Origin of the sequence: Shewanella carassii (genome assembly GCF_002777975.1) — a bacterium.
GTDB classification, from domain to species: domain Bacteria; phylum Pseudomonadota; class Gammaproteobacteria; order Enterobacterales; family Shewanellaceae; genus Shewanella; species Shewanella carassii.
Map to the genome: position 1 here is coordinate 380417 of NZ_NGVS01000006.1, position 24054 is coordinate 404470.

Sequence of the window (24054 nt, forward strand, 5' to 3'; positions counted from 1 at the left end):
TTTTTTATGGAACTCAGTTTAAGTTTAGGAAGCCAAAGGCGCCTCGACGCGCTCAGCCTTGACGGCACACACCTTGAACTCAGGAATATGGGCCACGGGATCCAGCGCATTGATAGTCAGTTTGTTGGCCGCGGCTTCCACGAAATGGAATGGCAGGAACAAGACTCCAGGCTGAGCCCGGCGGCTGACAAAGGCCTGAATGAATATCTCACCACGGCGGCTTTCCAGTTTGAGCCAGTCGCCCTTGTCGACGCCCAAACGCTCGGCATCCTCAACCGAGATCATCACTCTGGGGGAGCCGAGTTCGTCCAGCCCGGCGGTTTTACGGGTCATGGTGCCGGTGTGGAACTGCTCCAACAGGCGTCCGGTCGACAGCATCAAGGGGTAATCACCGTCCGGCAGCTCAGCCGGTAAACGATAATTGACCGGTTGCAGTCGCCCTTTGCCGTGAGTAAAGCTGTTGCGGTGCAATACCCGGGTACCCGGATGTTGCTCATCTGGGCAGGGCCACTGCAACCCGGCCGGATTATCCGTGGTTCTGTGCCAACTGATCCCGGCGTAGCTAGGGGTCAGGGCCGTGACTTCCTGCCAAATTGCCTGTTCATCGCCATAGTGCCAGTCGGCGCCCATGGCATTGGCCAGCAGCTGCAGTATCTGCCAGTCCGGACGGGCACTACCTGGCGATTGCAAGGCGACTTCCAGTCGTTGAACCCGGCGCTCGGTATTGGTGAAGTGGCCGCGCTTTTCGGCAAAGGCCGCTGCTGGCAATACCACATCGGCCATGTCGGCAGTTTCGGTGAGAAAGATATCCTGCACCACCAAAAATGGCAGCTTTTTCAGCGCCTTGAGCACATGGGCCTGGTCAGGGTCGCTCAGTACCGGGTTTTCGCCCATGACAAACAGGCTCTGCAGCCGGCCATCCAAAATTGCCTGCATCATATGAGAGGCTGGAATACCTGTCTCAGGGCTCAGCTTGTCTGTGCCCCAGGCCCGCGCCAGTTTCAGCCGCGCAGCATCGTCATCCAGACGTTGATAGCCGCTGAAATAGTTGGGCAGGGCGCCCATATCACAGGCACCCTGGACATTGCTCTGGCCGCGCAAAGGGTTGATCCCGGCGCCGTCGAGTCCGAGGTTGCCCAGCAATAGCTGCAAGTTGGCAATGGCGGTAACATTGTCATGGCCTGTGGTGTGCTGGGTGATCCCCATGGCGTAGTAGAGGGCGGTCTTTTGGGCTGTGCCCAGCATTTCGGCCATGGCCGCTATTTCGCCGCTGCTGACGCCTGTCACCCTAGCGGCCTGCTCCAGGCTGTACTCCGGCCGCAACAACTCTTCGCGCAAGGCCTCAAAGCCTGTGGTGCGGCTGCGGATATAGGCCTTATCATGCCAGTCGTTGAGCAGTATCTGCTGCATGATGGCGTTGAGCAGCATCACATCTGTGCCGGGGCGATGACGCACAAACAGCTCGGCGCTGTCGGCTATGCTGACCCGCTTGGGATCGGCGACCAGGAGTCTGGCCTTGCCGCGATTGACGACCGACTTGATCCTCGAGGCAATGATGGGGTGGGCGCAGTCGGTATCCGAGCCCAGGATAAAGATGAGATCTGAATCTTCTATGCCGGGAATGTCATTGGTCATGGCGCCGCTGCCGAGGGCATCGTAGAGCCCGGTCACAGTGGAGGCATGGCACAGGCGGGCGCAGTGATCTATGTTGTTGCTGCCGATAACGGCTCTGAACAGCTTTTGCAGCAGGAAGTTTTCTTCATTGGTGGCCTTGGCGGATGCCAGTGCGCCGAATGAACTCGGGCCAAACTGTGCCAATTGTTCTTGCCAGTGGGCGGCAATATAGCTGATGGCCGTTTGCCAGCTACAGGGTTCCAACTTGCCGTTACGGCGTATTAGTGGCTGGGTCAGGCGCTCTTTACTGTTGATAAAGTCGAAGCCGAAGCGGCCCTTGACGCAGAGCATGCCCTGGTTCACAGGTGAGCGCACATCACCTTCGGCCGCAAGGATACGATTCTGGCTAGTGTCTACCTTGAAGCGGATGCGACAACCCACGCCGCAATAGGTGCAGATGGTGCTGGTCACCTTGATGTCGGGGGCTTGTCCTTGGGTCTTGTGGCGGGCATCGACCAAGGCGCCGGTCGGGCACACCTGCAGGCAGTTGCCGCACTGAACACAATCGCTGTCGGCCATGGAGACGCTGAAACCGGCTCTGGGGGCCCGGCGTTCGCTATTGCCTCCCGGCAGCGCCGAGAATTGGTCGGCCTTAAAGCTGATCGCCTTGTGGCCGCTGCGGCGGTGGCAGATGTCAACACAGGCGCCGCAACTGATGCAGCGGTTGGCGTCGAAACGGATAAAGGGCGCACTCAAGTCTTGGGCAAAGTGTCTGGCCTGCAGCGCCGAGTCGCCACTGCTATCTTGCTCTAGCAAGCCCTGGCTGCTGACCTTGTATTCACTGGCGTAGTCTCGCAGGCGACAGTCCATATTGGCCTGACAGCCACATTCGAGGCAGCGTTTGGCCTCGGCTTCGGCCATTTGCGGCGTCAGTCCCAGCTCCACTTCGGCAAAGTTACTCAGGCGCTCGGCCACAGGTAACTCCGGCATCTTGACTCTGGCACTTTTCACCTGTGAGGGGAAAAGACCTTTGGGTAAATCCTGTTGGGACTTGAGCCCTATCGCCTTGCTGGCATTGAACGCCACCGGCGTCAGTGGGCAACTGAGCCCCTGATTGAACAGAGCATCTATGGCCTCGGCGGCGCGGCGACCATCGGCGACCGCTTCCACCGCAGTGGCGGGTCCGCGGCGTACATCACCGATAACAAACAGTTTTTCCAGCCCTGTACTCAATGTGATGTCGCAGCCGTTGATCGTATTCCAGCGGCTGAGCGCCGGAGCGCCTTGCAGCAGACGGTTTTCAGGCTGCTGCAGAAAGGCCAGATCCGGTGATTGGGACACGGCGGCGATCAGGGTATCAAACTCGCAGTCGAAGGTTTCGCCGCTGGGCTGAGGTCGGCGGCGGCCGGAGGCATCCGGTTCGCCTAAAGACATTTTTTCCAGCGTGACTCGTGCAAGACGGCCGTCACTGCCGGCATGGTTGGCCACAGGATTGGTCAGCAGCAGGAAGTGGATCCCTTCCTGCTCAGCTTCATGAATTTCAAAGGCTTCGGCCGGCATCTCCTCTTTGGTACGCCGGTAGATCAGGGTCACCTCGGCACCGAGGCGTCTGGCGCTGCGAGCACAATCTATGGCGGTATTGCCGCCGCCGACAACGGCTACCTTCTTACCTGTGACCAGCTGGTGGTCCATTGCCAGATCTTTAAGGTAGTCGACCCCGAGATAGCAGCCGGGCAGGTCACTGCCGGGATAATCGAGTGGCACAGCCTTTTGCGCGCCCATCGCCAGACAGAGAGCATGATACTCCTCGGCCAGTTTCGGCAGCAGGATATGCTCGCCTATGACTGTGTTGGTGTGAATGCGAATGCCGCTGCGCTCCAGCAGCGCTATCTCTTTATCGAGTATCGCCTTGGGCAGACGATACTCTGGAATGCCGTATCTTAGCCAACCACCGGCCTTGGGCGCGGCCTCAAAGATGTCCACTTCATGGCCCTGATTGGCGAGGAAAAACCCGGCGCTGAGCCCAGCGGGACCGGCGCCGATTATGGCCACCTTCTTGCCGCTGGGGTCGGCCTTGGGCGGTTGATAGGGTTCGGCATCGGCCAAATCCAGATCGGCGGCGTGGCGTTTTAGCTGACGTATTGCCAATGGCTCATCGATCAGGGCGCGGCGACAGGCGCTTTCACAAAATGCCGGGCAGACCCGGCCGATAGACAGTGGCAGAGGCAGGGTCTGCTTGAGGATCCGCACCGCTTCAGTGTGATTACCCTGACCGATATGATACAGGTAAGACTGCACATCGACGCCCGCCGGGCAGGCTTGCTGGCAGGGGGCTTCGCAATCGGCGAAGTGATCTTTCAAGATCCGTTTCAGCACCTGCTGCCGATGGCTGTGCACTGCCTGGGTATGATTTTTGAGCTGCATTCCGGCAACTGCCGGAGTCGAGCAGGCCAGCAGCGGTCTGTTTGTGTCGGCCATTATCTGGTCAAGTCGGGTCAGTTGGCACAGGTGTTGATCGGCGCCTTCTGTGGTAGCCGCATGGGTGTCTGTATGGTGACACAGACAAGGAATGTCGATGCCGGCCCGCTGGGCCGCTTGCAACAGGGTCTCGCCCTCAAAGGCGCTGACGGCCTGGCCGTCGATATAGATCTCAAACATGGGCAGCCTTGTTATTTGCTCACCTTATTCGGTAATGGTGAAGTAGGGACTAATTAAGCTGATAACCATGCAGTATATCGATCGCGGGGGTTGCTTCATTGAGCCAGAACAGGCTTTTGTTGAGGGATTCACAAAGCGGCTCCACTCTGTGCACTTATTTAAAAAATGGATTTTTAATGATGTGATCTGGCTCTTGCTGCGCAGCCGAAATGTGGAGCTATCTTCTGCCTCGTCTCATGAGGGCGTTGACGATTTGTCTGGCAAAACCAACGAACCTCATAAATTGACTAAAGGTTTGATGTCTTTACCGGCAGTGAGTCACAGTTTTATCGCCGGTGAATTGGCTAGAGTAGCCAAGATACTTTGCCGGAACGGCCCCGATTGCGGCACCGACGAAAAAAAATCAAGCTTCTGCCCGCCGTGGCATAGGTTTCAGCGCCTGCTTGGGTTAAAATCCCTCGTTTGCATACGTCCTTAACACCAAAGAAAGTTGAAATCGCATGTTTGAAGTCAATCCGGTAAAAAACAAAATCAAGGAGCTTGCCGACCGCACAATGCTCCTTAGGGGGTATCTTTGACTATGACGCCAAGAAAGAGCGTCTGGAAGAAGTAAGCCGCGAGCTGGAAAGCTCCGAAGTATGGAATGAGCCAGAGCGTGCTCAGGCCCTGGGTAAAGAGCGCTCGGCGCTGGAAGTTGTGGTTAAGACCATAGACGATATGGATGCGGGCCTCGAAGATGTCGAGGGGCTGCTGGAGCTGGCCATTGAAGAGGAAGATGAAGAAACCTTCAATGATGCCAACAGTGAACTGGGCGATCTGGAAAAGCGCCTGGAAGAGCTGGAATTCCGCCGTATGTTCTCGGGTCCACAGGACGCTTCCGATTGCTATCTGGACATTCAGTCCGGTTCCGGCGGTACCGAAGCACAGGACTGGGCCAACATGGTGCTGCGCATGTATCTGCGCTGGGGTGAAGAACATGACTTCAACCCTGAACTTATCGAAGTCTCAGACGGTGATGTGGCCGGTATCAAGAGTGCCACCATCAAGTTCAGTGGTGAATACGCCTATGGCTGGCTGAGAACCGAAACCGGCGTGCATCGTCTGGTGCGTAAGTCGCCTTTCGACTCGGGTGGCCGTCGCCATACCTCATTCTGTTCTGTGTTTGTTTACCCTGAGATTGACGACTCCATCGAGATCGACATCAATCCGGCCGATCTGCGTATCGACGTGTACCGCGCCTCGGGTGCCGGTGGTCAGCACGTTAACAGAACCGAATCTGCGGTGCGTATTACCCACCTTCCGACCAATACCGTGGTGCAGTGCCAGAACGACCGTTCACAGCACAAGAACAAAGACACGGCAATGAAACAGCTCAAAGCCAAGCTGTTTGAGTTGGAGATGCAAAAGCAAAACGCCGAGAAGCAGGCGGCGGAAGATGCCAAGTCGGACATAGGTTGGGGCAGTCAGATCCGCTCCTACGTGCTGGATGATTCCCGCATCAAGGATCTGCGCACCGGGGTGGAAACCCGTAATACCCAGGCCGTGTTGGACGGTGATCTGGACAGATTTATTGAAGCCAGCCTGAAGTCCGGGCTGTAACAGAGAAGAAGCGGAAAATGACTGAACAAGTATTGGATGAGAACAAGCTGATCGCGGAACGTCGCGCCAAGCTGGAACATGTACGCCAGGGCTGCCCGGCCAATGGTCACCCTAACACTTTCCGTCGCAGCCACAAGGCTGCCGAGCTGCAGGCGCAGTTCGCCGATAAGAGCAAAGAAGAGCTCGAGTCTCTGGGCTTCAAGACCGCCATTGCCGGTCGGATCATGGCCAAGCGTGGCCCCTTCCTGGTTCTGCAGGACGTATCCGGTCGCATTCAGGCCTATGCCGGCAAAGAAGTACAGGCTGATCTGAAAGAACGCTATCAGGGCCTGGATATCGGCGACATAGTTGGCGTTAAAGGCACTCTGCACCTGTCCGGTAAGGGCGACCTGTACGTTAATATGGAAGAGTATCAGCTGCTGACCAAGGCGCTGCGCCCGCTGCCTGAGAAGTTCCACGGTTTGACCGATCAGGAAACCCGTTACCGTCAGCGTTATGTTGACCTAATCGTCAACCAGGATTCCCGTGATGCCTTCGTCATGCGCTCCAAAGTGGTTTCAGCCATACGTAACTTCATGGTGAAAAAAGAGTTTATGGAAGTGGAAACCCCTATGATGCATGTCATCCCGGGTGGTGCTTCCGCGCGTCCATTTATCACTCACCACAATGCGCTGGATATCGACATGTATCTGCGTATTGCGCCTGAGCTGTACCTCAAGCGTCTGGTTGTCGGTGGTTTTGAGCGAGTGTTCGAAATCAACCGTAACTTCCGTAACGAAGGTCTGTCGCCACGCCATAACCCTGAATTCACCATGATGGAATTCTATATGGCCTATGCAGATTACCGCGATCTGATGGATCTTACCGAAGAGATGCTGTCTTCCATCGCTCAGGATCTGCTGGGTGACACCAAGCTGCCTTACGGCGAGCACAGCATCGACTTCGGCGGCCCTTACGCCCGCATGAGCATGCTGGAAGCGATTCAGCACTACAACCCAGACAACGCCACGATTCAGGCCATGACCTATGAAGAGGTCAAGGATCTTGAGTTTATGCGTAAGCTGGCCAAAGACGTAGGGCTGGAAATCGAATCTTTCTGGACTTGTGGTCAACTGCTGGAAGAGATCTTCGGTGAAACCGCTGAGCCTAAACTGATGCAGCCTACCTTCATCACCGGCTACCCAGCGGACATCTCGCCACTGGCCCGTCGCAACGATGACAACGACTTCATCACCGACCGCTTCGAGTTCTTCATCGGTGGTCGTGAAGTGGCCAACGGCTTCAGCGAGCTCAACGACGCCGAAGATCAGGACAACCGCTTCAAGGCTCAGGTTGAAGCCAAGGATGCCGGTGACGACGAAGCCATGTTCTATGATGCCGACTATATTACGGCGCTGGAGCACGGCCTGCCACCGACAGCCGGTCAGGGCATAGGTATCGACCGTCTGGTGATGTTGTTTACCAACACTCACACCATTCGTGACGTGATCCTGTTCCCAGCTATGCGCCCACAGGCTTAAGTTCAGTCGCTCGAATTAGACGAGTCAATTCAATGAAGAAGCCGGCCAAGTGCCGGCTTTTTGTTTGCCCGTGTTTTTTAGGGCGATTCAGTGCACTCTGGCCCCTTGGCCAGCACAATCCGGTTGCGGCCCTGTGCTTTGGCCTGGTAAAGGGCGCCATCGGCCCTGGAAACCACGGCATCTATATCGGTATCACCGCACTGAAATTCGCTGAGGCCGCCGCTGATACTGGCGCATTCAGCGGCAATCCCCAAGGCTCTGAGGCGCCGGGAGCATTCACTTCGTAAGCGCTCAGCTATGGGCTGCGCTTGCTCCGTAGTCGTATGGGGCATGAGAATGACAAATTCATCGCCGCCGTAACGGGAGGCACTATCCTGGGCCCTGAGATTAGCCTGGCAGATATCTGCCAGGGTGGTTATCGCCTTGTCACCCATCAAATGGCCCGAGCTGTCGTTGAGTTTTTTGAGGTTATCGAGATCGAAGACCAATATACTGGTCGGGGTCTGATAACGTTGGAATCGAGCCAAATTTTCGGTCAGCAGTTGCAGTAATTTACGGCGATTGTAGAGTTGAGTGAGCGGGTCGCGCTCGCAACGCTCTCTGAGTTCCTGCTCCAATTGATGGCGACGGGTAATATTGCTGGCAACCCAAACTACGGCATCTTCACCATCAACTTGAAAGTCCAATGCTTGGATCCGACCTTCAAACCAGATGGATTCAGTGGGGCCTTGCTCTGTGAGCCCCATAACATCGTTACCGCCCAAGCTATATTCCACCACCCAGAGACGGCGGCTCAGCAAGGCTTGCGCTATCTGACTCAGAAACCACTCACTCTTGGGTTGTTGGAGCACCTGGGAGACGTACTTTCCCACCAAGGTGGTGCCGTTGTGATAGTAGCGACTATCGGCGCCACCCAGCACAGCGGCATAGCGGCCACTGCGGGTCAGAATAAATACGGGATCCGGCAAAGCGGCGAAGATAGATAGCGTCTGGGATAGAGAAAACATCTTGTCTCCTCCTGGGCTTTGGATGATTCAATAGCTAATATATTGAACTTGGGGACTAAAATCGATCTTTTCAGTAGAAACTATACTGGAGATCTCGGTGTTGTTGTATCCGAGCTCAACCTGGAGGCTGGTTTGATGAAAACTTCAGCTCTAATGTTAACCTTGACTCTATCTTCCTTCGCCGGCGTCACCCATGCCGCACTCACTGAAGCTCAGCAGATGATGCTGGATGATGCCCTGAGTGCCGCTCCGCCCACCATACGTGCCAGTGTTACCGTTGTTGATTGGAACAAGAATGTACTGCAACAGGGGGATGGCAGCTACACCTGCTTTCCTACGCCACCGCAGCTCAAGGGAACGGCTCCCATGTGTATGGACGGCCCTTGGATGGAATGGGCCAATGCCTGGATGGAGAAAAAACCATTTCAAGCCCAAGCGATAGGTATTTCCTATATGTTGGCCGGTGATGGTGGGGCCAGCAATATCGACCCTTATGCCGAAATGGAAACCGCGGACAATCAATGGATTGTCGAAGGACCACACCTGATGATTCTGGTGCCAGATCCCGCCATGCTCGACAGTTTGCCGACTGACCCCGCACAAGGTGGCCCCTATGTGATGTGGAAAGGCACACCCTATGCCCACATAATGATCCCGGTCGGCGCCAGAAAATGATGCTTATAGTGTTGAATGCCGTTCACTGTGATTGAACGGCATTTTTTATGTTTAAGAGGCAAGACTCTCGGATATCAGAGTGCCAGGCCCAACTGTTGGGTATGAGTTTCAGCTGTTGTGGGCAGTTGCAAAGTCGGCAGTGGTTGGCCGCTTTGGGCTTGCCAGCGGGCACTGAGCAGACGATATAAGCATATGGCCAGCTCAGGTGCCTGGGCATTGTCCGGGGTGTGGACAAACAGATAGGGTTGGCGTCCCTCTTTTAACCATTGGCATAGTTTGTCCAGCCAAGGCTTGAAGAAGCCTTGATTGGCATCGAGCTCCGGGTGGCCGATAAAGCGCACTGTGGGGGAATGGCCGGTTGCTATGGCATGTACCGGCACTCTGGGTTTCTTTTCATGGGCGTCGATGACGGCGGCACTGTTTGGCGGCGCGGCAAATACCGGCCGGGTGTCCATTATGATGCGGTTGACCGAGCGCTGCAGCAGCAAGCGATTGAGTTGACGCTCGGCTTCTCCCTTGGCAAAGAAAGCCGGGTGGCGTACCTCGACCCCGAGAGGCAACTCGGTAGGCAGCTTACCGAGAAAGGTGTCCAGTGCCCCCAAGGCTTCGGGGCCAAAATAGCCGGGCAACTGAATTTTCCACAGGCCTGTCTTGGCAAACAGTGGCGACATCACCTGCAGGAACAGCTTGAGTTCATCGTCACAGTGCCTCAGTTGCAACTTGTGAGTGATCTCCTGTGGCAGTTTAAAGGTAAAACGAAAGTCTTCACCCACGGCATCGCGCCAATTATTAACACTGTTTGCTGACGGGGTGGCATAAAAGCTGGTGTTGCCCTCTACCGTATTGAAAACCTCGGCGTAGCGCGCCAGACGCTCGGCCTGAGGTGTCCCCCTTCCATAAAGGCTGTGCTGCCACTGATTATGGGACCACATGGCCAGTCCCAATTTCAGCTCTGGTATCTGTCGCTGACCGCTCACCACAGGCTCCATCAAATGAGTCTCCGGCGCTATTGTGTCCGCCGTCACTTACGGGGTCAAGTTTGCTCAGCTCAGACGACGGGGCTATGGCTGCCACAAAATGTAGCGATTTTCGGCCGAGTTCAAATTGATAACACATTGAGTTTGCGGCGCTTATTGATGCTTGCGTATAATGCCTCGGCCGTTGTAATCGGTAATGACAGCTAACATAAGGACAAGATGTCGTTCACTTGGGTTGAAACCGACCCGCGAGTTTCAACCACTTCCATTCAAATTAAGGATGATTTATGCCCGATACCCAGAGTGCCTCAGTGAAGGATGAGCCGTGGTCCCAGACGGTGACCCTTGCTGACTTACCCGCCGATATCCAATTGAAACTGCCAATAGACAATGCGCCGAGCGCGATAGCTAGGTTGGCCTGTGGGGTATTGCTGCTGAGTGCTTCGATTCTCTGGTGGTTATTGGATGATGCCAGCGCACTGCAAATAGGTAACCCCATGATGGCCAATCTGCTGGCGCTGGTTGGAGGATTGCTGGGGGGCGCCAGTTTTATCAGCGGCAGGAGCGCAATGCTGCAAAGGCAGCAGCGGCGTCAACAGGCCCTGGAGCAACAGCTGGATCAGTGTGTTGTCATCAGTGAGCAAGAGATCCCGGAAGGGTTTGATCTGGTCTTTGCCCAGCTGTCATCCAGTCGCTTCCGGGTATCGCTGGAACCCATAAACTGAGTGATGAATCAATAAAAACGCAGCTTGATAGCTGCGTTTTTATTTTAGAGTGAGTGACGACAGCAGGCCGCTGCCTATTCTTTCCCTATTTAACCGACCTTAGTCAGTATTCCGGCCATCTGTAGCAGTTGGCTGAGGATGATCACTATCCCGCACAGCGCCGCCAATATCAGAGCGGGTTTTCCCCCACCGACCCGGTAGCTGCCCGCAGGCATAGGTTGGCATCGTTGTTTCCAGACCATGGCAACAGGCAGGAATACCGCCAGTATCACCAAGGCTATCGCCGCATAACCCAGGGCGGCCATAAAGCCCTGAGGGTAGAAGAGGGCAAATCCCAATGGTGGCAAAAAGGTGATGGCCGCGGTTTGTAGTCTGTGACGGGTACTGTCGTTGCGGCGCAGAATATCACCCATAAAATCAAATAGTCCCAGGCTGACTCCCAGGAAAGAGGTAGCCAGTGCCAAGTCGGCAAATATGGATACGGTCTGGCCTATCATGGGGTTATGCAGCAGTTGTCCCAGGCTGTTGATGAATTTGGGGAGTTCTTTGGAAGCCATCAATTCACTCTGGCTCAAGGCGCCCTGACTGGCCAGTTGCCAAAGCAGGTAGACCAACAAGGGCATAGCCGAGCCGACTAGCATGATCTTCTTCAGTGCCTTGAGATCCAGTCCCACATAGCGCACCACAGAGGGGATAGAGCCGTGAAAACCAAAAGAGGTAAAGATTACCGGCAGCGCCGAGATCACCAAGCCTTGCTGCAACGGCAGCTCCAGCAGGTATCCGCCTTGGGCGTGGGGCAACAACAGCGCCAACATGATGACCAACGCGACTATCTTGAGGGTAAACAGCACTCGATTGATCATATCGACCGAATGAGTGCCTATGGCGACCACTAGGGCGATCAGCAGTGCAAAACCTATGGCGCCGACCTGTGGCGGCAGCGCCAGATCGGCATAACGAACCAGCTTATCGTGGAGTTGGGCGCCACCACCGGCAATATAGGCGGCGCACAGGGCGTATAGTAGAAACATCATCGCTAGGCTGGCCAGTAACTGCCCCTTACGGCCGAGCAGCTTGTGCGCCAAAGTGTGCAAAGTGGCATGAGCGGGAGCATGTTGATGCACTTCCAGCATCAACAGTGCTGTGTAACTCATCAATCCCCAAAGCAGTAGCATCAGTATCGAAGCAACGCCGAACCCCAGGCCGGCAGATGCCAGCGGCAGCGCCAGCATTCCGGCACCGATAGTGGTGCCTGCAATGATCAGCATGCTACCGAAGATTTTGTTGTTATTCATTTTATTACATTCTCAACAAGCATTTTCGTAATAGGGACCCAGGTTTTGGATTTGTGGGTACCCAAGAGAACCGGAAAGCCGGTAACGAAACCTGAAAGCAAAGCCACAATGGCTCACAGGAGAGGGAAGTTCAGGTCAATATCCCCGCCAAAGCCACTGTGGCTTGGGATAGAGATAAAGCTTGTGTATTGGCCGCATTGCGAACCTCGGGTTGTGTCAATGAACCTAGGCCAAGCGGGCCCGGAAAAGTGAGATTCACCTTAGCGGCGCGAAAACGGGGTGTCAATGAGTTTGTACTGTTGTAACGGTACGCTGTGACTCGGTTGGCGAAAATTAACTCGGCTGCAGCACTTGAGGCATCGGGATCTCAGTTCAGCGCCAGCCGTTGTCTGACCAGCTCGACCATCGCCTGGGCTGCAAAAGAGAGTGGTTGCCCCCGGCGCCAGAACAGCGACAGCTCCCAGATCAGATCGGATGCGGCCAGAGGAATACTGATCACCCCGGCAACCGCGTGGCGCTCGGCAATAAAGCTCGGCAGTATCATGGCACCTGTGCCTGCTGCCACCAAGGCGATACCAAAGTCGGGATGGCTGACCCTAGTCACATCTTTGGGGCTGAAACCGGCTCTCTGGCAGGCATTTATCACCAGCTCATGCAGGGCATATTCGGGTTCAAACAGGATCTGCGGGATTTCTGCCAATGCCTTGAGGGTCAGTTCTTGATTACCAGCCAGAGGGTGTTGTCTTGGCAATACCACCACCATGGGATCGCGGCGGATCCTGATGCCATCAAACTCATCCTCAAAGGAGATGATCCCGGTCGCTAGTTCGATTTCCCCCTTCTTGAGGGCCGCGGTTTGCTCGACGCCGCCGCGAACCAAGAGATGCATCTGCACCTTGGGATAGCGGCTGCGAAAACGGGCGATGACAGGAGCAAAGAGTTCGGCACTGCCGAGGGGAGCCAGCCCCAGATGCAGTTCACCCGAGTTGAGACTGCGCTGCGCCGCCAACTCTCTGAGCATGTTGCGACGTACATTCAATAGTTCCTGGCCGTGACGGTAGACGACCTCTCCGGCTGCGGTAGGTCGTAGTTGGCTGCCGCGTTTGCCTCTTTCCAAGAGTACAAGATCCAGTTCCTGCTCCAACTGGCGAATGGCCTTGGACAACGCGGGTTGGGTCAGGTGGATCTTTTCCGCCGCCCTGGCAAATCCACCGGCATCCACTATTTCGATAAAGTAGCGAACAACTTTCAGATCCAATTGAATAACCTTATGGAATGCAAACTATGCTTAATATTCATTTTTTTTATTGATATTGCAAGCCTAGAATAAACCCCAGTTAAGTTATTCGGTAAAGATATGCACTCCCTCAGCAAACGCCCGGTTTCTCCTCAAAGAGTGGTGAAAGTCATTTGGCTTCAAGGCAAACACATAAGTGCAACCTTGCTGCAAATTGCGGCTATCTGTTTGCTTGCTTGGGGCACTCATGCTCTGGCCGCCGCATTGCATTCCCCCATTCCTGGCAGTGTGCTCGGAATGTTGGTGGTATTGCTGGCGCTGGGGCTCAAGCTTATCCCGGAAAAGGCGCTACAACTGGGGGCTGCCTGGTTGATTGGCGACTTATTGCTGTTTTTTATTCCACCGGTGATTTCAGTACTTAAATATGAAACCCTGCTCGAGCAGTATGGTTTCAATATTATGCTGACCCTGGTGCTCGGTAGCGCTTCAGTATTGCTGGGAACCGGCTTTGTGGTGGACAGGGTATTTCGCTTCGAGCGGCGCCTTAATTTGAAACGCCAGTTGGCCAAGCATGGAGTGCAAGGGTAACGCTATGTCTCATACCTTGCTTGCTCTCTTGAGTCTGTTGATCACTCTTATCTGTTATTACGGCGCCAAAGCCTTATATCGTCGGCATCGTAGTTGGTGGTTGGCACCAATAGTTTTGGCACCCTTGGCTGTGTTAGCCGCCGTGTTGCTGTTGGCTATTCCGCTGCCGACCTATTTTGAGTACACCCATTGGCTGATGGCATTACTGGCTCCGGCGACCATAGCTTTTGCCGTGCCTATTTACCGCGAGCGCAAATTGATCTGCCGTTATCCGATCACCATAAGCCTTGGGGTCATCGCCGGACTCATGTTGGGTTTGGTGTCTTCTTGGCTGTTGGTCAAATTGGTGCCTTTGCCCAGTGAACTGAGCCACAGCGTGTTGGTGCGCTCAGTGTCGACTCCCTTTGCCATGGAGGCCACGGGGGCCTTCGGTGGCGTGCCGGAATTGACCGCCATGCTGGTGTTGCTCACCGGCGTGATAGGTATGTTGGTGTGTGAGCCGCTGTTTAAGCTGGCGCGGATCAAGACATCTCTTGGTAAAGGAGTGGCACTCGGCGCTTCTGCCCATGGTGCCGGCGCCGCCAAGGCCAGCGAGTTTGGCCAGCAGGAAGGCGTGATTGCCAGCCTGACGATGATCTTTACCGGTATCGCCATGGTGCTTGGCGCGCCTTTATTTGCGTTGATTTTTGTTTAATTTAACCGATTTGGATTCAAGTAGATGACCTGACCACAAGGGTTACTGCCGTTTTTGAGTCTATCCATCACCCGATGGCCTTTTCTTGTGGTGACCGCCTGCATCGTCAGGCGTTTTTCCTGAGCCTCTCAGGTAATATGTTGCTTGATTTGCCGGTGCGCCCCACCGGCTTTTTTTTGCCTGTTTTTTGTCCGTGAGACTATCTTCTCCAATCGCGCTCTGCGGGTTTTCTCCTGCTTGCTTTGGTGCTTCTGCAACCACTTTCTCTACGGTTTGTTTCAATGATTTTTTCTGTGGTAGCTTTCCTAACTTGGGGTTGAGTAAGTCGGAAAAGGCACTTTGATGACGAAATTAACAAGCAGGATCTGCAGTAAAAGGGCTAGTCATCTCATAAGCTCACTGCCTTTGCTGTAGTTTGTGGTGATTAATTCTGACATTTTATTATTTTTAGGTTTATTCACTGCAAAGTATTTTGTATATGCTGCCAACTTGTTGCCGCATTGTGCGATTGTAAACTCGGCATTCCATGGGGAATTTTTTTAGTAAAAATTAAAATCCTTATAAAACATTGTATTGTGTTAAGTTTGTGAATTTCAAAGCATGTTGCAAAGGCACTTTTTAAGCATTTTGTCATTGAATTTTTGAGTAGCATGTTTCACTATCCCTTCCCGGAGCGAACAGGGAAGATAGTTGTGCATCAGGAACGATGCCAAATTGGAACGTACAATGGCGATACTCAAATCTCTTTCCGGACGGATCTTTATGGGTCTGTTCAGCGGCCTGTTGTTGGGCTCTTTGGTGCAATATGGGCTGGGACATATCGGCTTCTTTTCCGGCACTCTGGTCGAGGTAGCCACCGCGGCAGGCACCATGTTTGTCAATATGATCATGATGCTGGTGATGCCGCTGGTGTTTGTCAGCATAGTCTGCGGTGTCTGCGAATTGCAAGATCTCAAGAGCTTCGGCCGCTTGGGTGGCAAGACCTTCAGCTTCTATATCATCAATACTCTGGTCGCCATCCTGGCGGCGGTGTGTGTGTCACTATTGCTGCAGCCCGGTGTCGGAGTGGATATGAGTGGCGGCCAGGATATGGCCATTACCGCGACCGAGTTGCCCAATTTGATCAGCCTGATTGTCGGCATAGTGCCCAGCAACCCTGTCGATGCTTTTATGTCGGGCAACATGTTGCAAGTGATCTTTATGGCGCTGCTGCTTGGCGGAGTTATCAAGTCGCTGGATGACGCCGGCAGTGCAGCGGTTAGAGGTTTTCAAGTCGCCAATGGGATCATGATGAAGCTCATCATGACTGTGATGCAGCTGGCGCCATTTGGGGTGTTTGCGCTGATGTTCAAACTGGGTGCCACCCTGGAAGCCAAAGTCTTTCTCAGTGTGCTGGGTTATATGGCGATTATTCTAACCATGCTGCTGCTGTGGATTTTCATTGTTTATCCTCTGGCTGTGGCTGTGTTCACCCCGGTCAGTGCCAAGAGCTTTCGTGCCAAGACCCAGGAGCAGATCCTGTTTTCTCTGTCGACTGCCAGCTCCAATGCCACCATCCCAGTGACTATGCGAACCTTGACCGAAAAGCTTGGGGTCAATAAGGCGGTCGCCGGGTTCGGTGTGCCTTTGGGTGCCACCATGAATATGGGCGGGGTGTCGATTTATATCACTATCGCCATCTTCTTTGTCGCCAACGCCTTTGGTCAGCCAATCCCCAGCGAACAGCTGCCTACTCTGATATTCAGTATCTTTCTGCTGTCTGTGGGCGCCGGTGGGGTTCCCGGCGGCGGTATGGTGATGATAGGCGTGTTAATCCATCAACTGGGCTTACCCGTGGAAGCTTTTGCGATAGTGGCAGCGCTGGACAGAATCATAGATATGGTGTTGACTTCCTGCAATGTGGTGGGTGACGCTGCGGTGTTGACCATAGTGGACCAAACCGAGAAGGTACATCAGACAGAGGCGGTTAACGCTTAATAAAAAATCCGGCAATTTGCCGGATTTTTTATGTTGCTAGCGTTGTCGCTCGGGCTTAGCCCTTGTAACGCTCGGCGCTTGACAGGATTTCGGCGCGGGCGGCTTCGGCGTCTTCCCAGCCATCAACTTTAACCCACTTGCCGGATTCCAGATCCTTGTAGTGTTCGAAGAACTGTTTGATCTGGGCTTTCAGCAGCTCAGGCAGATCGTTCACATCCTGGATATGACCGTATTCCTTGGAGATCTTCTCGTGTGGTACGGCAACAATCTTGGCATCTTCACCTGACTCGTCGGTCATCTTCAGTACGCCAACTGGACGACAACGGATAACGCTGCCTGGCTGCAGTGGATACTGAGTAGGAACCAGTACGTCTACCGGATCACCATCTAGGCTCAGAGTTTGGTTCACATAGCCGTAGTTGCAAGGATAGAACATAGGCGCAGTCATCATGCGATCCACAAACAAGGCACCTGTGTCCTTGTCCACTTCATACTTGATAGGGTCGTGGTTTTGTGGGATTTCGATGATCACGTAGATGTCATCTGGCAGGGATTTGCCCGCAGGCACTGCATTTAAGCTCATGGAAGTATCCTTAGACTGTGTATAAATCTATTTCAGGTCCGGCCTGAAGTTCAGTGTGGCGCGTATTATAGCGCGATTTGACGGCTTGCCAATGAAAGGCCGCAGTCTTAAGACTAATTGCCAACAGTTCATCCCAGGCTATCTGTCTCAGGCCTTGGATTGTACCGTCAATTCAGGGCTGCCGACCCCGGCAGCCCCAAGCGGCGTTTAGAGTTCAGGCTCGCCGCTGTAATCCTGCTGATGGTACTCGAGGCAGGCATCGACTTCATTGGCCGAGCCCAGAATGACGGCTACCCGCTGGTGAATTTGCTCCGGCTGGATGTCGAGAATGCGCTGATAACCTGTGCTGGCCTTGCCGCCGGCCTGTTCAACCAGCAGTGCCATTGGGTTGGCTTCGTACATCAGTCTCAGCTTGTAGGGCTTATCCGGGTTCTTGTTGTCAGTTGGGTAGGTAAAGATGCCGCCGCGGCTCAATACTCTGTGCACATCGCCCACCATGGCGGCAATCCAACGCATGTTGAACGACTTCTCTCTCGGGCCTATTTTGCCGAGCAGCAGATCGGCAATATAGGTCTGCATCGGTGCTTCCCAGAATCTCTGGTTGGACATATTGATGGCAAATTCGGCGGTGTCTTTGGGAATGCTCACCGCTTCATTGGTCAACAGATACTCGCCGGTTTCCGGATTCAGGGTAAAGAGTTGTACCCCTTGGCCTGTGGTCAGGGCCAACATGGTCGATGGGCCGTAGAGCACATAGGCCGCCGCCAGTTGCTCGCTGCCTTTTTGCAAGAAACTCTGCTCGCTGATCTCTCCCTCGGGTGCCGGCAGCACAGAAAAAATGGTGCCCACCAGCGAGTTGATGTCTATGTTGGAAGAGCCGTCCAGTGGGTCGAAACACACCAGAAATTCACCGCTGTCACCGACTTCAACAATATGATCTTCCTCTTCCGATGCCAGGGCGCGCACTGTGCTTTCGGCCTTGAGGGCATCTTTGAGCATCTCGTTGGTGATCACATCCAGTTTCTTTTGGGTCTCACCCTGAACGTTTTCCTGGGTGGTGGCACCTAGCACACCGGCCAGTGCGCCGTGTCTTACCGCCTGACTGATGGCGACTGAGCTTTGGGCCAGAGTGAGAATCAATTGGGACAAGGCTGGGGTGACAGCCTGCTGTTTGAGGGTTTGGGCCAGAGTCTGCATCTTGTTTCCTTAAAAGAGGTCTGAGCTTTTTCTGGGACGGGATCATAACCGAGAACCGGCGATATTTCAGCGGCCAATTGCACGGGTTTGCCGATCCCTTGTCAATTGGGGCAGAATGAGGGCTGTTTTTTGGGCTGTGGCCGGATGCCGTGGCTCTTGTCTCTTATAATTCCGGAAATAATAATGAAAAAAACTTGGATGGCTTCGGCGCTTATGGCGATACCTCTGACACTGGCCAGCGGCCACTCCTTCGCTCTGGAAGGTGGCAAAACGCCCTTAACGGTTGAGCGCCTCTATTCTTCACCGGCACTGGCCGGTGCCAGCCCCCGAGGGCTCAAACTCTCTCCCGACGGCAAGCGGGTCACTTACCTGGCGGGCCGTAAAGACAACCAATACTTCTACGACCTTTGGCAGATGGATGTCGCCACAGGTCAGGCCAGTCTGCTGCTGGACGCCTCCAGGCTCGAAGCCGGTGAACTTTCCGATGAAGAGAAGGCCCGTCGCGAGCGGCAGCGAGTGTATGGCCAGGGGATCATGGAATACTTCTGGGCCGACGACAGTCAGGCGTTGCTGATCCCGGCGGCCGGTAAACTCTACTACTTCAGCCTGGCCGATGCCAAGGTGACTCTGCTGCCCACAGGGAATGCCTTTGCCACAGATGCCAAGCTGTCGCCCAAGGGCAATTTTGTCTCCTTTGTGGCCGAACAAAACCTCTATGTACTCCAGCTGAAAGATCATAAGCTCACGGCGCTGACCCAGGATGGCGGCGGGGCCATCAAGAACGCCATGGCCGAGTTTGTGGCTCAGGAAGAGATGGACCGTATGACAGGTTACTGGTGGGCGCCGGATGAATCGGCCATCGCCTATACCCGCATCGATGAGTCGGGCGTGGCGCTGGTGACCCGCAATGAGATCTATGCCGATGGCATTAAGCTGACCGAGCAACGTTATCCCTATGCCGGTAAGCCCAATGTTGAGATTGCCCTGGGGGTGGTGTCACTGGCGTCCGGGAAGACCCAATGGGTGGACCTCGGCAGTGAGAAAGATATCTATCTGCCGCGGGTGAAATGGCTGCCGGACAGCAAGCATTTGTCGTTTCAATGGCAGAATCGCAGTCAGCAGCAGCTGGATCTGCGTCAGGTAGACAGCCGCGAGGGCAAAGGCGCCGTGACTCTGGTTTCCGAGCGCAGCGATGCCTGGGTTAACCTCAACCACGACCTCTATTTTCTCAAGCAGCAGCCCGGTTTTATCTGGGCATCCGAGCGTGATGGCTTCAACCATATCTACTTGTTTGATGACAAGGGTAAGGTCAAGCGGCAACTGACCCAGGGGAAATGGGCGGTCGATGAGATAGAACACCTAGATGAAAAGCAGGGTTGGGTCTATTTCAGTGGCCGTAAAGACAGTGTGGTCGAGCGCCATCTGTATCGGGTCAGCCTCAATGGCGGTGAGATAGAGCGCATCAGCCGGCGTGGCGGCATGCACAATGCCGTGTTTGCCGACAAGGAATCTGTCTACCTCGACTACTTTAACAGCCTGTCGCAGCCTCCCCAGGTGAGTCTGCACAACCAAAGCGGTGAGCATCTGGCTTGGGTGGAAGAGAACGCCGTCAAGGCCGGACACCCTCTGTATGACTATGCCGGGCTGTGGCAGTTGCCCGAGTTTGGCACCCTCAAGGCCGAAGATGGCAAGGTGCTGCAATACCGCCTGTTCAAGCCGGTGAATTTCGACAGCAAGGCCAAATACCCCGTGGTGGTACGGGTTTACGGTGGGCCTCACGCCCAGTTGGTGGTCAATAGCTGGAGTGAGCAGGATTACTATACCCAATATCTGTTGCAACAGGGCTTTGCCGTGTTTCAGCTGGATAACCGGGGCTCGGCGCATAGAGGCACGGCTTTTGAGCAGGTGATCTACCGTCATCTTGGTGACGCCGAAGTGGAAGATCAGAAGGCAGGTGTCGATTTCCTGCGCACCCTTCCCTGGGTCAAGGCCGACAGCATTGCCATCTATGGTCACAGCTATGGCGGCTATATGGCGCTGATGAGCCTGTTCAAGGCGCCCGACTACTTCAAGGCGGCCATCAGTGGCGCTCCTGTAACCGACTGGGCCCTGTACGATACCCACTATACCGAGCGCTACCTCGGCCATCCTGACGACAACGCCAAGGGCTACGAGGCCAGCAGTGTCTTCCCCTATGTGAGCGAGTATCGTTCAGGCTTGCTGATGTATCACGGCATGGCCGATGACAATGTATTGTTCGAGAACAGCACCCGGGTATATAAGGCGCTGCAGGATGAAGGCAAGTTGTTCCGCATGATAGATTACCCCGGCTCCAAGCACTCGATGCGGGGCGATAAGGTGCGCACTCATCTGTACCGCTCGCTGACCGATTTCCTCGAGACAGAGCTGAAAGGCAACTGAGCCAGTAAGCTGAAATTATCTGGAAGCATAAAATGCCGCGCCTCATATGGCGCGGCTTTTTATGCTTCGCCCTCCTTGGGCAACAGGCGTCTGAGCAGCAAGGGGCCGAGCAGGGTGGTGATGGCTATCACCAACACTAATTCGGTAAATACCTTGGCCGGAATGATATCCAACTGCCGACCCACTTCAGCAAAGACCAAACCGACTTCACCTCTGGGCACCATGGCGCTGCCGACTATCAGCTTTTGCCGCCAAGTGCCGCTAACCACCAAACCGGCCGCCAGCTTGCCGATAAATGCCAATAATATCATCGACAGTAAGAGCAACAGGCTGTAGGGGCTGAGGTTCAGTTGGCTCAAGTCGAGGCTGATCCCCACATAGACAAAGAACACAGGTGCGAATACATCGGTCAGTGGCTGCATCGATTTTTCCAGCTTGTGGGTAAAGGGAAAGGGGTTTTGCAGATACTTTTGCCAGGGCCAGATAAATTGCCTTGATAGCGCCAAACCGGCGACAAAACCGCCGAGCAGCGCCGGGGCGCCGAAAAGGTGTGCCAGCCAGGAAAACAGGCAGATCAGTGTCAACATGACCACGGCTTCATAGCCGGGGGTTCTGGATTGATAGCTGAACACCCGCAGCAGATAGACCAGCATCCTGCCAAGGGGGGGCGCCAGCAATAGAAACAGCAGCAGTAAGCCGCAGAGTTTAATGATTGCCAAGGGTGCCAACTGGCCTTCACTGGCAAAGTTGAACAACAAACTGAGCAGTATCACTCCGGCAATATCGTCGAATACCGCCGCTCCCAGAATCAAATGACCGGCACTGGATTGTTGCTGGCCACTGTCGCTTAGTACCCTGAGAGAGATGCCTATGCTGGTTGCCGTCAGGGTACAGCCGTAGAAGAGGGCGGCAAACAGTGGCAGCTCCAACCAATAGAAGGCAGCCAGGCCGGTGAGTAGCAGAGGAGCGATTATGCCGATAATGGCTACCGCCGCCACCTGACGTCCGGCGCTGTAGAGGCGCTGTATCGAGGTTTCGGCGCCGATGGAAAATAGCAGCAGTATCACCCCGAGTTCGGCGATATTGGCCAATACCTGGGTTGGTTCCAGCCAGCCGAGCACTGAAGGGCCAAGCAACAAGCCAGCACCAATTTCCCCCACCACAGGCGGCCAGCCGATACGGTTGCAGCACTCTCCCAGCACGCGGGAGAACAGCAAGATCAGGAATAAGGCGATCAACAGACTATCCATCGACATTGAGTATCCCCCATAGGTGCAATTGTTGATCGGGATCAGTATGTACTATGCTGGCCCGGATTAGAGTCTAAAAAATGGACAAAACCAATACTACTCCGCGTCAGCCTGTTTCGACATAGCACAATAGGTTGTTGTGCTCGGATGGTTGACATAGCTCCGAGATGTTCGGGCTTTTATAAGGGATGGTATAAAAAAATCCGGAGAAAACAAATGGGTAAGCTTTTTATCATAGAACAACATGAAGATGCTCAGACTGATGCGATTGCCAAGGGACTGGAAGTAGCGGAATTACTTGGAAAGCAACCTCAAGTATTTGCTTATTGCTACGAATATTTCTCTGGTGATGAATATTATAGCCAGCGGCTTGCCGGAGCGGCCCAGCAGCGGTTGATGAAAGAAAAACAAGCCGAGGTGTCGGCCCATCTCAAGGCGTTGAACGCCGAAGATGTGCCGCTGCATATTATCTGGAGTAAGTATCTCTACGAGCATGTCAGTAATCATGCCGCTCGCTATGGTTTTGATATGGTGGTCAAGACAGTGCACAAGAGTGAGCACTTTCTGCCGACCGATTGGCATCTTATTCGCAGCACCAAGGTGCCCCTGATGCTGCTTAGCGACAACCCGATCAAGAAGGCGTCTTGTATTCTGATGGCGGTAGATCTCGATGCCAAGAGCGAGCAAAAACAGCGTCTCAACCGACTGGTATTACAACATGGTCGAGAGCTGGCCGAAGCCACTGGTGCCAAGTTGCATTTGGCGCATATTATCCGGGTGCCTAAGGTTATCCGCGATCTTGAGGTGCTCAACCTGCATGAAATGGTTAAGTCGGCCTGGCGCAGACATCAGACCATGCTGGAACTGACCGGGCTTCCCAAAGAGCAGATCCATATCATTGCCGGCGATCCGGATCTCTGTCTGTATCAGTTATCCTGCAGGCTCAAGAGTGATTACCTGGTGATAGGTGCCCGTCAGCGTCAAGGGTTGATGGGGCGGATCATCGGCAATACCGCCGAGCAGATCTTGCGGCAGATCCGCAGTAATGTGCTGGTGATCCCAAGCGATGAGGAGCAAGGCAACTGAGCCTAAATCGCCTCATTATCCTCGTTTACTGAGGGCAACCAAGGCTTCGGCAGCCGGGGTCAAGGGCAGGTTATTGCGCCAAATCAGCCCCAGTTGCCAGGTGATTTCGGTTGCCATTGGCCGATAGCATAGCGTTTGTTCTCCCAGCTTGTCACATATGGGTTCTGGCAATAGTGCCAGGCCCATACCTTCCTGAACCATGGCACCGAGAAAGTCCCATTGACCGCTGCGAAAAGCGATATTCAACGTAACCCCGGCCTCGCGGCTCAGGCGGGTCAATAACTTCGCCAGCGAAAAGTCTTCGTTATAGAGGATGAAAGGGTATTCTGCCAGATCCTGCCATTCGATGGCTTTCTTGGCCGCCAGTGGATGTCCCAGCGGTAAACAAACTTTGAGCGGATAGCCTCGCAGCGGCGACGAAGACAACTGATCGCCATGAGTGGTTGGCAATGCGGTGAAGGCGATGTCCAGGGTGTCGGCCAGCAGTGCCTGCTCGCACCCAAAGCCACCATATTCATGCATCAACAGTTTAACTGCCGGATAGGAGCGGCGAAATTCGGTCAACAGATCTATGGTTAGACTGCTCATCATGGGGCAGACCCCTAGGCGCAGCTGGCCGGATTTGAGACCGCTCAAGTTGCTCAGCTCCTGCTCCATTCGGTGCCACTGACCTATGATCTGACAGGCGCTGGCATGAAAGATCTCGCCAGCCTGGGTCAGCTCTACTTTTTGATTGCTGCGGATCAAGAGTTGTTGCTCCAGAGTGTCTTCCAGACGCTGGATCATCTTGCTCAAGGTTGGCTGAGTCAGGTACAGGTGCTCGGCGGCTCGGGTAAAGTTACCGGTTTCCACCAGGGTCAGAAAGCAGTGTAAGGTCTTGATTGGTACGTTCATGCTTATTTGGAATTCTTGCTATGGAATTAATTCATTTTACTAATAGACCTGGCGGCG

20 protein-coding genes are annotated in these 24054 nt (G+C 54.3%); 10 read left to right on the top strand and 10 right to left on the bottom strand.

Going from position 1 to position 24054, the window contains the following annotated elements; all coding sequences use genetic code 11:
• Window positions 1-24 precede the first annotated feature (24 nt).
• The gene (gene fdhF / locus CBE72_RS04745; RefSeq protein WP_100142528.1) at window positions 25-4272 is read right to left on the bottom strand and encodes a formate dehydrogenase subunit alpha; all 4248 of its coding nucleotides are present in this window, start codon (window positions 4270-4272) and stop codon (window positions 25-27) included.
• A 67-nt stretch (window positions 4273-4339) separates the two neighbouring features.
• Between fdhF and CBE72_RS04750 the strand changes: the two genes are divergently transcribed.
• The 3 genes from CBE72_RS04750 to lysS all read left to right on the top strand — a co-directional run bounded on the left by CBE72_RS04750 (window position 4340) and on the right by lysS (window position 7391).
• Window positions 4340-4750, top strand: a complete 411-nt coding sequence (locus CBE72_RS04750; protein ID WP_100142529.1) for a hypothetical protein — start codon at window positions 4340-4342, stop codon at window positions 4748-4750.
• A gap of 22 nt (window positions 4751-4772) precedes the next feature.
• A protein-coding gene (gene prfB, locus CBE72_RS04755) for a peptide chain release factor 2 (RefSeq protein ID WP_162173410.1) occupies window positions 4773-5871 on the top strand; the annotation gives its coding sequence in 2 pieces (ribosomal slippage) (window positions 4773-4847 and window positions 4849-5871; 1098 coding nt in all).
• Window positions 5872-5888: 17 nt separating this feature from the next.
• Window positions 5889-7391, top strand: coding sequence for a lysine--tRNA ligase (gene lysS / locus CBE72_RS04760; protein WP_028779438.1), 1503 nt, complete (start codon window positions 5889-5891; stop codon window positions 7389-7391).
• A gap of 77 nt (window positions 7392-7468) precedes the next feature.
• On the opposite strand, the gene CBE72_RS04765 is transcribed toward lysS, so the two are convergent.
• A complete protein-coding gene (locus CBE72_RS04765; RefSeq protein WP_100142530.1) occupies window positions 7469-8398 on the bottom strand; it encodes a GGDEF domain-containing protein in 930 nt (309 codons plus the stop codon).
• A 135-nt stretch (window positions 8399-8533) separates the two neighbouring features.
• Here CBE72_RS04765 and CBE72_RS04770 point away from each other — a divergent pair, with 135 nt between their 5' ends.
• Complete coding sequence (locus CBE72_RS04770; protein WP_100142531.1) at window positions 8534-9073, top strand: hypothetical protein; 540 nt, start codon at window positions 8534-8536, stop codon at window positions 9071-9073.
• A gap of 74 nt (window positions 9074-9147) precedes the next feature.
• Here CBE72_RS04770 and CBE72_RS04775 read toward each other — a convergent pair whose 3' ends face one another.
• Window positions 9148-10062, bottom strand: a complete 915-nt coding sequence (locus tag CBE72_RS04775; RefSeq protein WP_240613082.1) for a DUF72 domain-containing protein — start codon at window positions 10060-10062, stop codon at window positions 9148-9150.
• A gap of 275 nt (window positions 10063-10337) precedes the next feature.
• Between CBE72_RS04775 and CBE72_RS04780 the strand changes: the two genes are divergently transcribed.
• On the top strand, window positions 10338-10775 hold the full coding sequence (locus CBE72_RS04780) for a hypothetical protein (RefSeq protein ID WP_100142532.1): 438 nt from the start codon (window positions 10338-10340) through the stop codon (window positions 10773-10775).
• An 89-nt stretch (window positions 10776-10864) separates the two neighbouring features.
• Here the strand turns inward: CBE72_RS04780 and CBE72_RS04785 are convergent, their stop codons facing one another.
• Both CBE72_RS04785 and CBE72_RS04790 read right to left on the bottom strand, forming a co-directional pair.
• Window positions 10865-12070 carry an aromatic amino acid transport family protein gene (locus CBE72_RS04785; protein ID WP_100142533.1) on the bottom strand — a complete coding sequence of 402 codons (1206 nt, stop codon included), beginning with the start codon at window positions 12068-12070 and terminating at the stop codon, window positions 10865-10867.
• A gap of 367 nt (window positions 12071-12437) precedes the next feature.
• Window positions 12438-13328 carry a LysR family transcriptional regulator gene (locus tag CBE72_RS04790; RefSeq protein ID WP_100142534.1) on the bottom strand — a complete coding sequence of 297 codons (891 nt, stop codon included), beginning with the start codon at window positions 13326-13328 and terminating at the stop codon, window positions 12438-12440.
• A 99-nt stretch (window positions 13329-13427) separates the two neighbouring features.
• Between CBE72_RS04790 and CBE72_RS04795 the strand changes: the two genes are divergently transcribed.
• Both CBE72_RS04795 and CBE72_RS04800 read left to right on the top strand, forming a co-directional pair.
• Complete coding sequence (locus tag CBE72_RS04795; RefSeq protein ID WP_100142535.1) at window positions 13428-13895, top strand: CidA/LrgA family protein; 468 nt, start codon at window positions 13428-13430, stop codon at window positions 13893-13895.
• A gap of 4 nt (window positions 13896-13899) precedes the next feature.
• Entirely contained in the window at window positions 13900-14589 is a 690-nt protein-coding gene (locus CBE72_RS04800) for an LrgB family protein (protein ID WP_167387639.1), read from the top strand.
• A gap of 60 nt (window positions 14590-14649) precedes the next feature.
• On the opposite strand, the gene CBE72_RS04805 is transcribed toward CBE72_RS04800, so the two are convergent.
• Window positions 14650-14871: a hypothetical protein gene (locus CBE72_RS04805; RefSeq protein ID WP_100142537.1), complete on the bottom strand. Its 222-nt coding sequence runs from the start codon at window positions 14869-14871 to the stop codon at window positions 14650-14652.
• A gap of 450 nt (window positions 14872-15321) precedes the next feature.
• Between CBE72_RS04805 and CBE72_RS04810 the strand changes: the two genes are divergently transcribed.
• Window positions 15322-16566: a dicarboxylate/amino acid:cation symporter gene (locus tag CBE72_RS04810; protein ID WP_100142646.1), complete on the top strand. Its 1245-nt coding sequence runs from the start codon at window positions 15322-15324 to the stop codon at window positions 16564-16566.
• 55 nt (window positions 16567-16621) lie between these two features.
• On the opposite strand, the gene ppa is transcribed toward CBE72_RS04810, so the two are convergent.
• Both ppa and CBE72_RS04820 read right to left on the bottom strand, forming a co-directional pair.
• On the bottom strand, window positions 16622-17149 hold the full coding sequence (gene ppa / locus CBE72_RS04815) for an inorganic diphosphatase (protein ID WP_025008962.1): 528 nt from the start codon (window positions 17147-17149) through the stop codon (window positions 16622-16624).
• 207 nt (window positions 17150-17356) lie between these two features.
• Window positions 17357-18346: a class 1 fructose-bisphosphatase gene (locus CBE72_RS04820; protein WP_100142538.1), complete on the bottom strand. Its 990-nt coding sequence runs from the start codon at window positions 18344-18346 to the stop codon at window positions 17357-17359.
• 183 nt (window positions 18347-18529) lie between these two features.
• Between CBE72_RS04820 and CBE72_RS04825 the strand changes: the two genes are divergently transcribed.
• A complete protein-coding gene (locus tag CBE72_RS04825) occupies window positions 18530-20767 on the top strand; it encodes a S9 family peptidase (RefSeq protein ID WP_100142539.1) in 2238 nt (745 codons plus the stop codon).
• A gap of 59 nt (window positions 20768-20826) precedes the next feature.
• Here the strand turns inward: CBE72_RS04825 and CBE72_RS04830 are convergent, their stop codons facing one another.
• The gene (locus tag CBE72_RS04830) at window positions 20827-22023 is read right to left on the bottom strand and encodes a cation:proton antiporter (protein ID WP_100142540.1); all 1197 of its coding nucleotides are present in this window, start codon (window positions 22021-22023) and stop codon (window positions 20827-20829) included.
• Between the two features lie 210 nt (window positions 22024-22233).
• Here CBE72_RS04830 and CBE72_RS04835 point away from each other — a divergent pair, with 210 nt between their 5' ends.
• Window positions 22234-23103, top strand: a complete 870-nt coding sequence (locus CBE72_RS04835) for a universal stress protein (protein WP_100142541.1) — start codon at window positions 22234-22236, stop codon at window positions 23101-23103.
• A gap of 15 nt (window positions 23104-23118) precedes the next feature.
• Here the strand turns inward: CBE72_RS04835 and CBE72_RS04840 are convergent, their stop codons facing one another.
• A complete protein-coding gene (locus tag CBE72_RS04840) occupies window positions 23119-23997 on the bottom strand; it encodes a LysR family transcriptional regulator (RefSeq protein WP_100142542.1) in 879 nt (292 codons plus the stop codon).
• Window positions 23998-24054 lie beyond the last annotated feature (57 nt).

Bases quoted from the DNA above. Each gene is read 5' to 3' on its own strand.
- CBE72_RS04840 (WP_100142542.1), bottom strand. From the start codon at position 23,997: ATGAACGTACCAATCAAGACCTTACACTGCTTTCTGACCCTGGTGGAA.
- CBE72_RS04770 (WP_100142531.1), top strand. From the start codon at position 8,534: ATGAAAACTTCAGCTCTAATGTTAACCTTGACTCTATCTTCCTTCGCC.
- CBE72_RS04830 (WP_100142540.1), bottom strand. From the start codon at position 22,023: ATGTCGATGGATAGTCTGTTGATCGCCTTATTCCTGATCTTGCTGTTC.
- CBE72_RS04835 (WP_100142541.1), top strand. From the start codon at position 22,234: ATGGGTAAGCTTTTTATCATAGAACAACATGAAGATGCTCAGACTGAT.
- fdhF (WP_100142528.1), bottom strand. From the start codon at position 4,272: ATGTTTGAGATCTATATCGACGGCCAGGCCGTCAGCGCCTTTGAGGGC.
- CBE72_RS04765 (WP_100142530.1), bottom strand. From the start codon at position 8,398: ATGTTTTCTCTATCCCAGACGCTATCTATCTTCGCCGCTTTGCCGGAT.
- CBE72_RS04780 (WP_100142532.1), top strand. From the start codon at position 10,338: ATGCCCGATACCCAGAGTGCCTCAGTGAAGGATGAGCCGTGGTCCCAG.
- CBE72_RS04750 (WP_100142529.1), top strand. From the start codon at position 4,340: ATGCAGTATATCGATCGCGGGGGTTGCTTCATTGAGCCAGAACAGGCT.
- CBE72_RS04820 (WP_100142538.1), bottom strand. From the start codon at position 18,346: ATGCAGACTCTGGCCCAAACCCTCAAACAGCAGGCTGTCACCCCAGCC.
- lysS (WP_028779438.1), top strand. From the start codon at position 5,889: ATGACTGAACAAGTATTGGATGAGAACAAGCTGATCGCGGAACGTCGC.
- CBE72_RS04785 (WP_100142533.1), bottom strand. From the start codon at position 12,070: ATGAATAACAACAAAATCTTCGGTAGCATGCTGATCATTGCAGGCACC.
- CBE72_RS04795 (WP_100142535.1), top strand. From the start codon at position 13,428: ATGCACTCCCTCAGCAAACGCCCGGTTTCTCCTCAAAGAGTGGTGAAA.
- ppa (WP_025008962.1), bottom strand. From the start codon at position 17,149: ATGAGCTTAAATGCAGTGCCTGCGGGCAAATCCCTGCCAGATGACATC.
- CBE72_RS04825 (WP_100142539.1), top strand. From the start codon at position 18,530: ATGAAAAAAACTTGGATGGCTTCGGCGCTTATGGCGATACCTCTGACA.
- CBE72_RS04800 (WP_167387639.1), top strand. From the start codon at position 13,900: ATGTCTCATACCTTGCTTGCTCTCTTGAGTCTGTTGATCACTCTTATC.
- CBE72_RS04775 (WP_240613082.1), bottom strand. From the start codon at position 10,062: ATGGAGCCTGTGGTGAGCGGTCAGCGACAGATACCAGAGCTGAAATTG.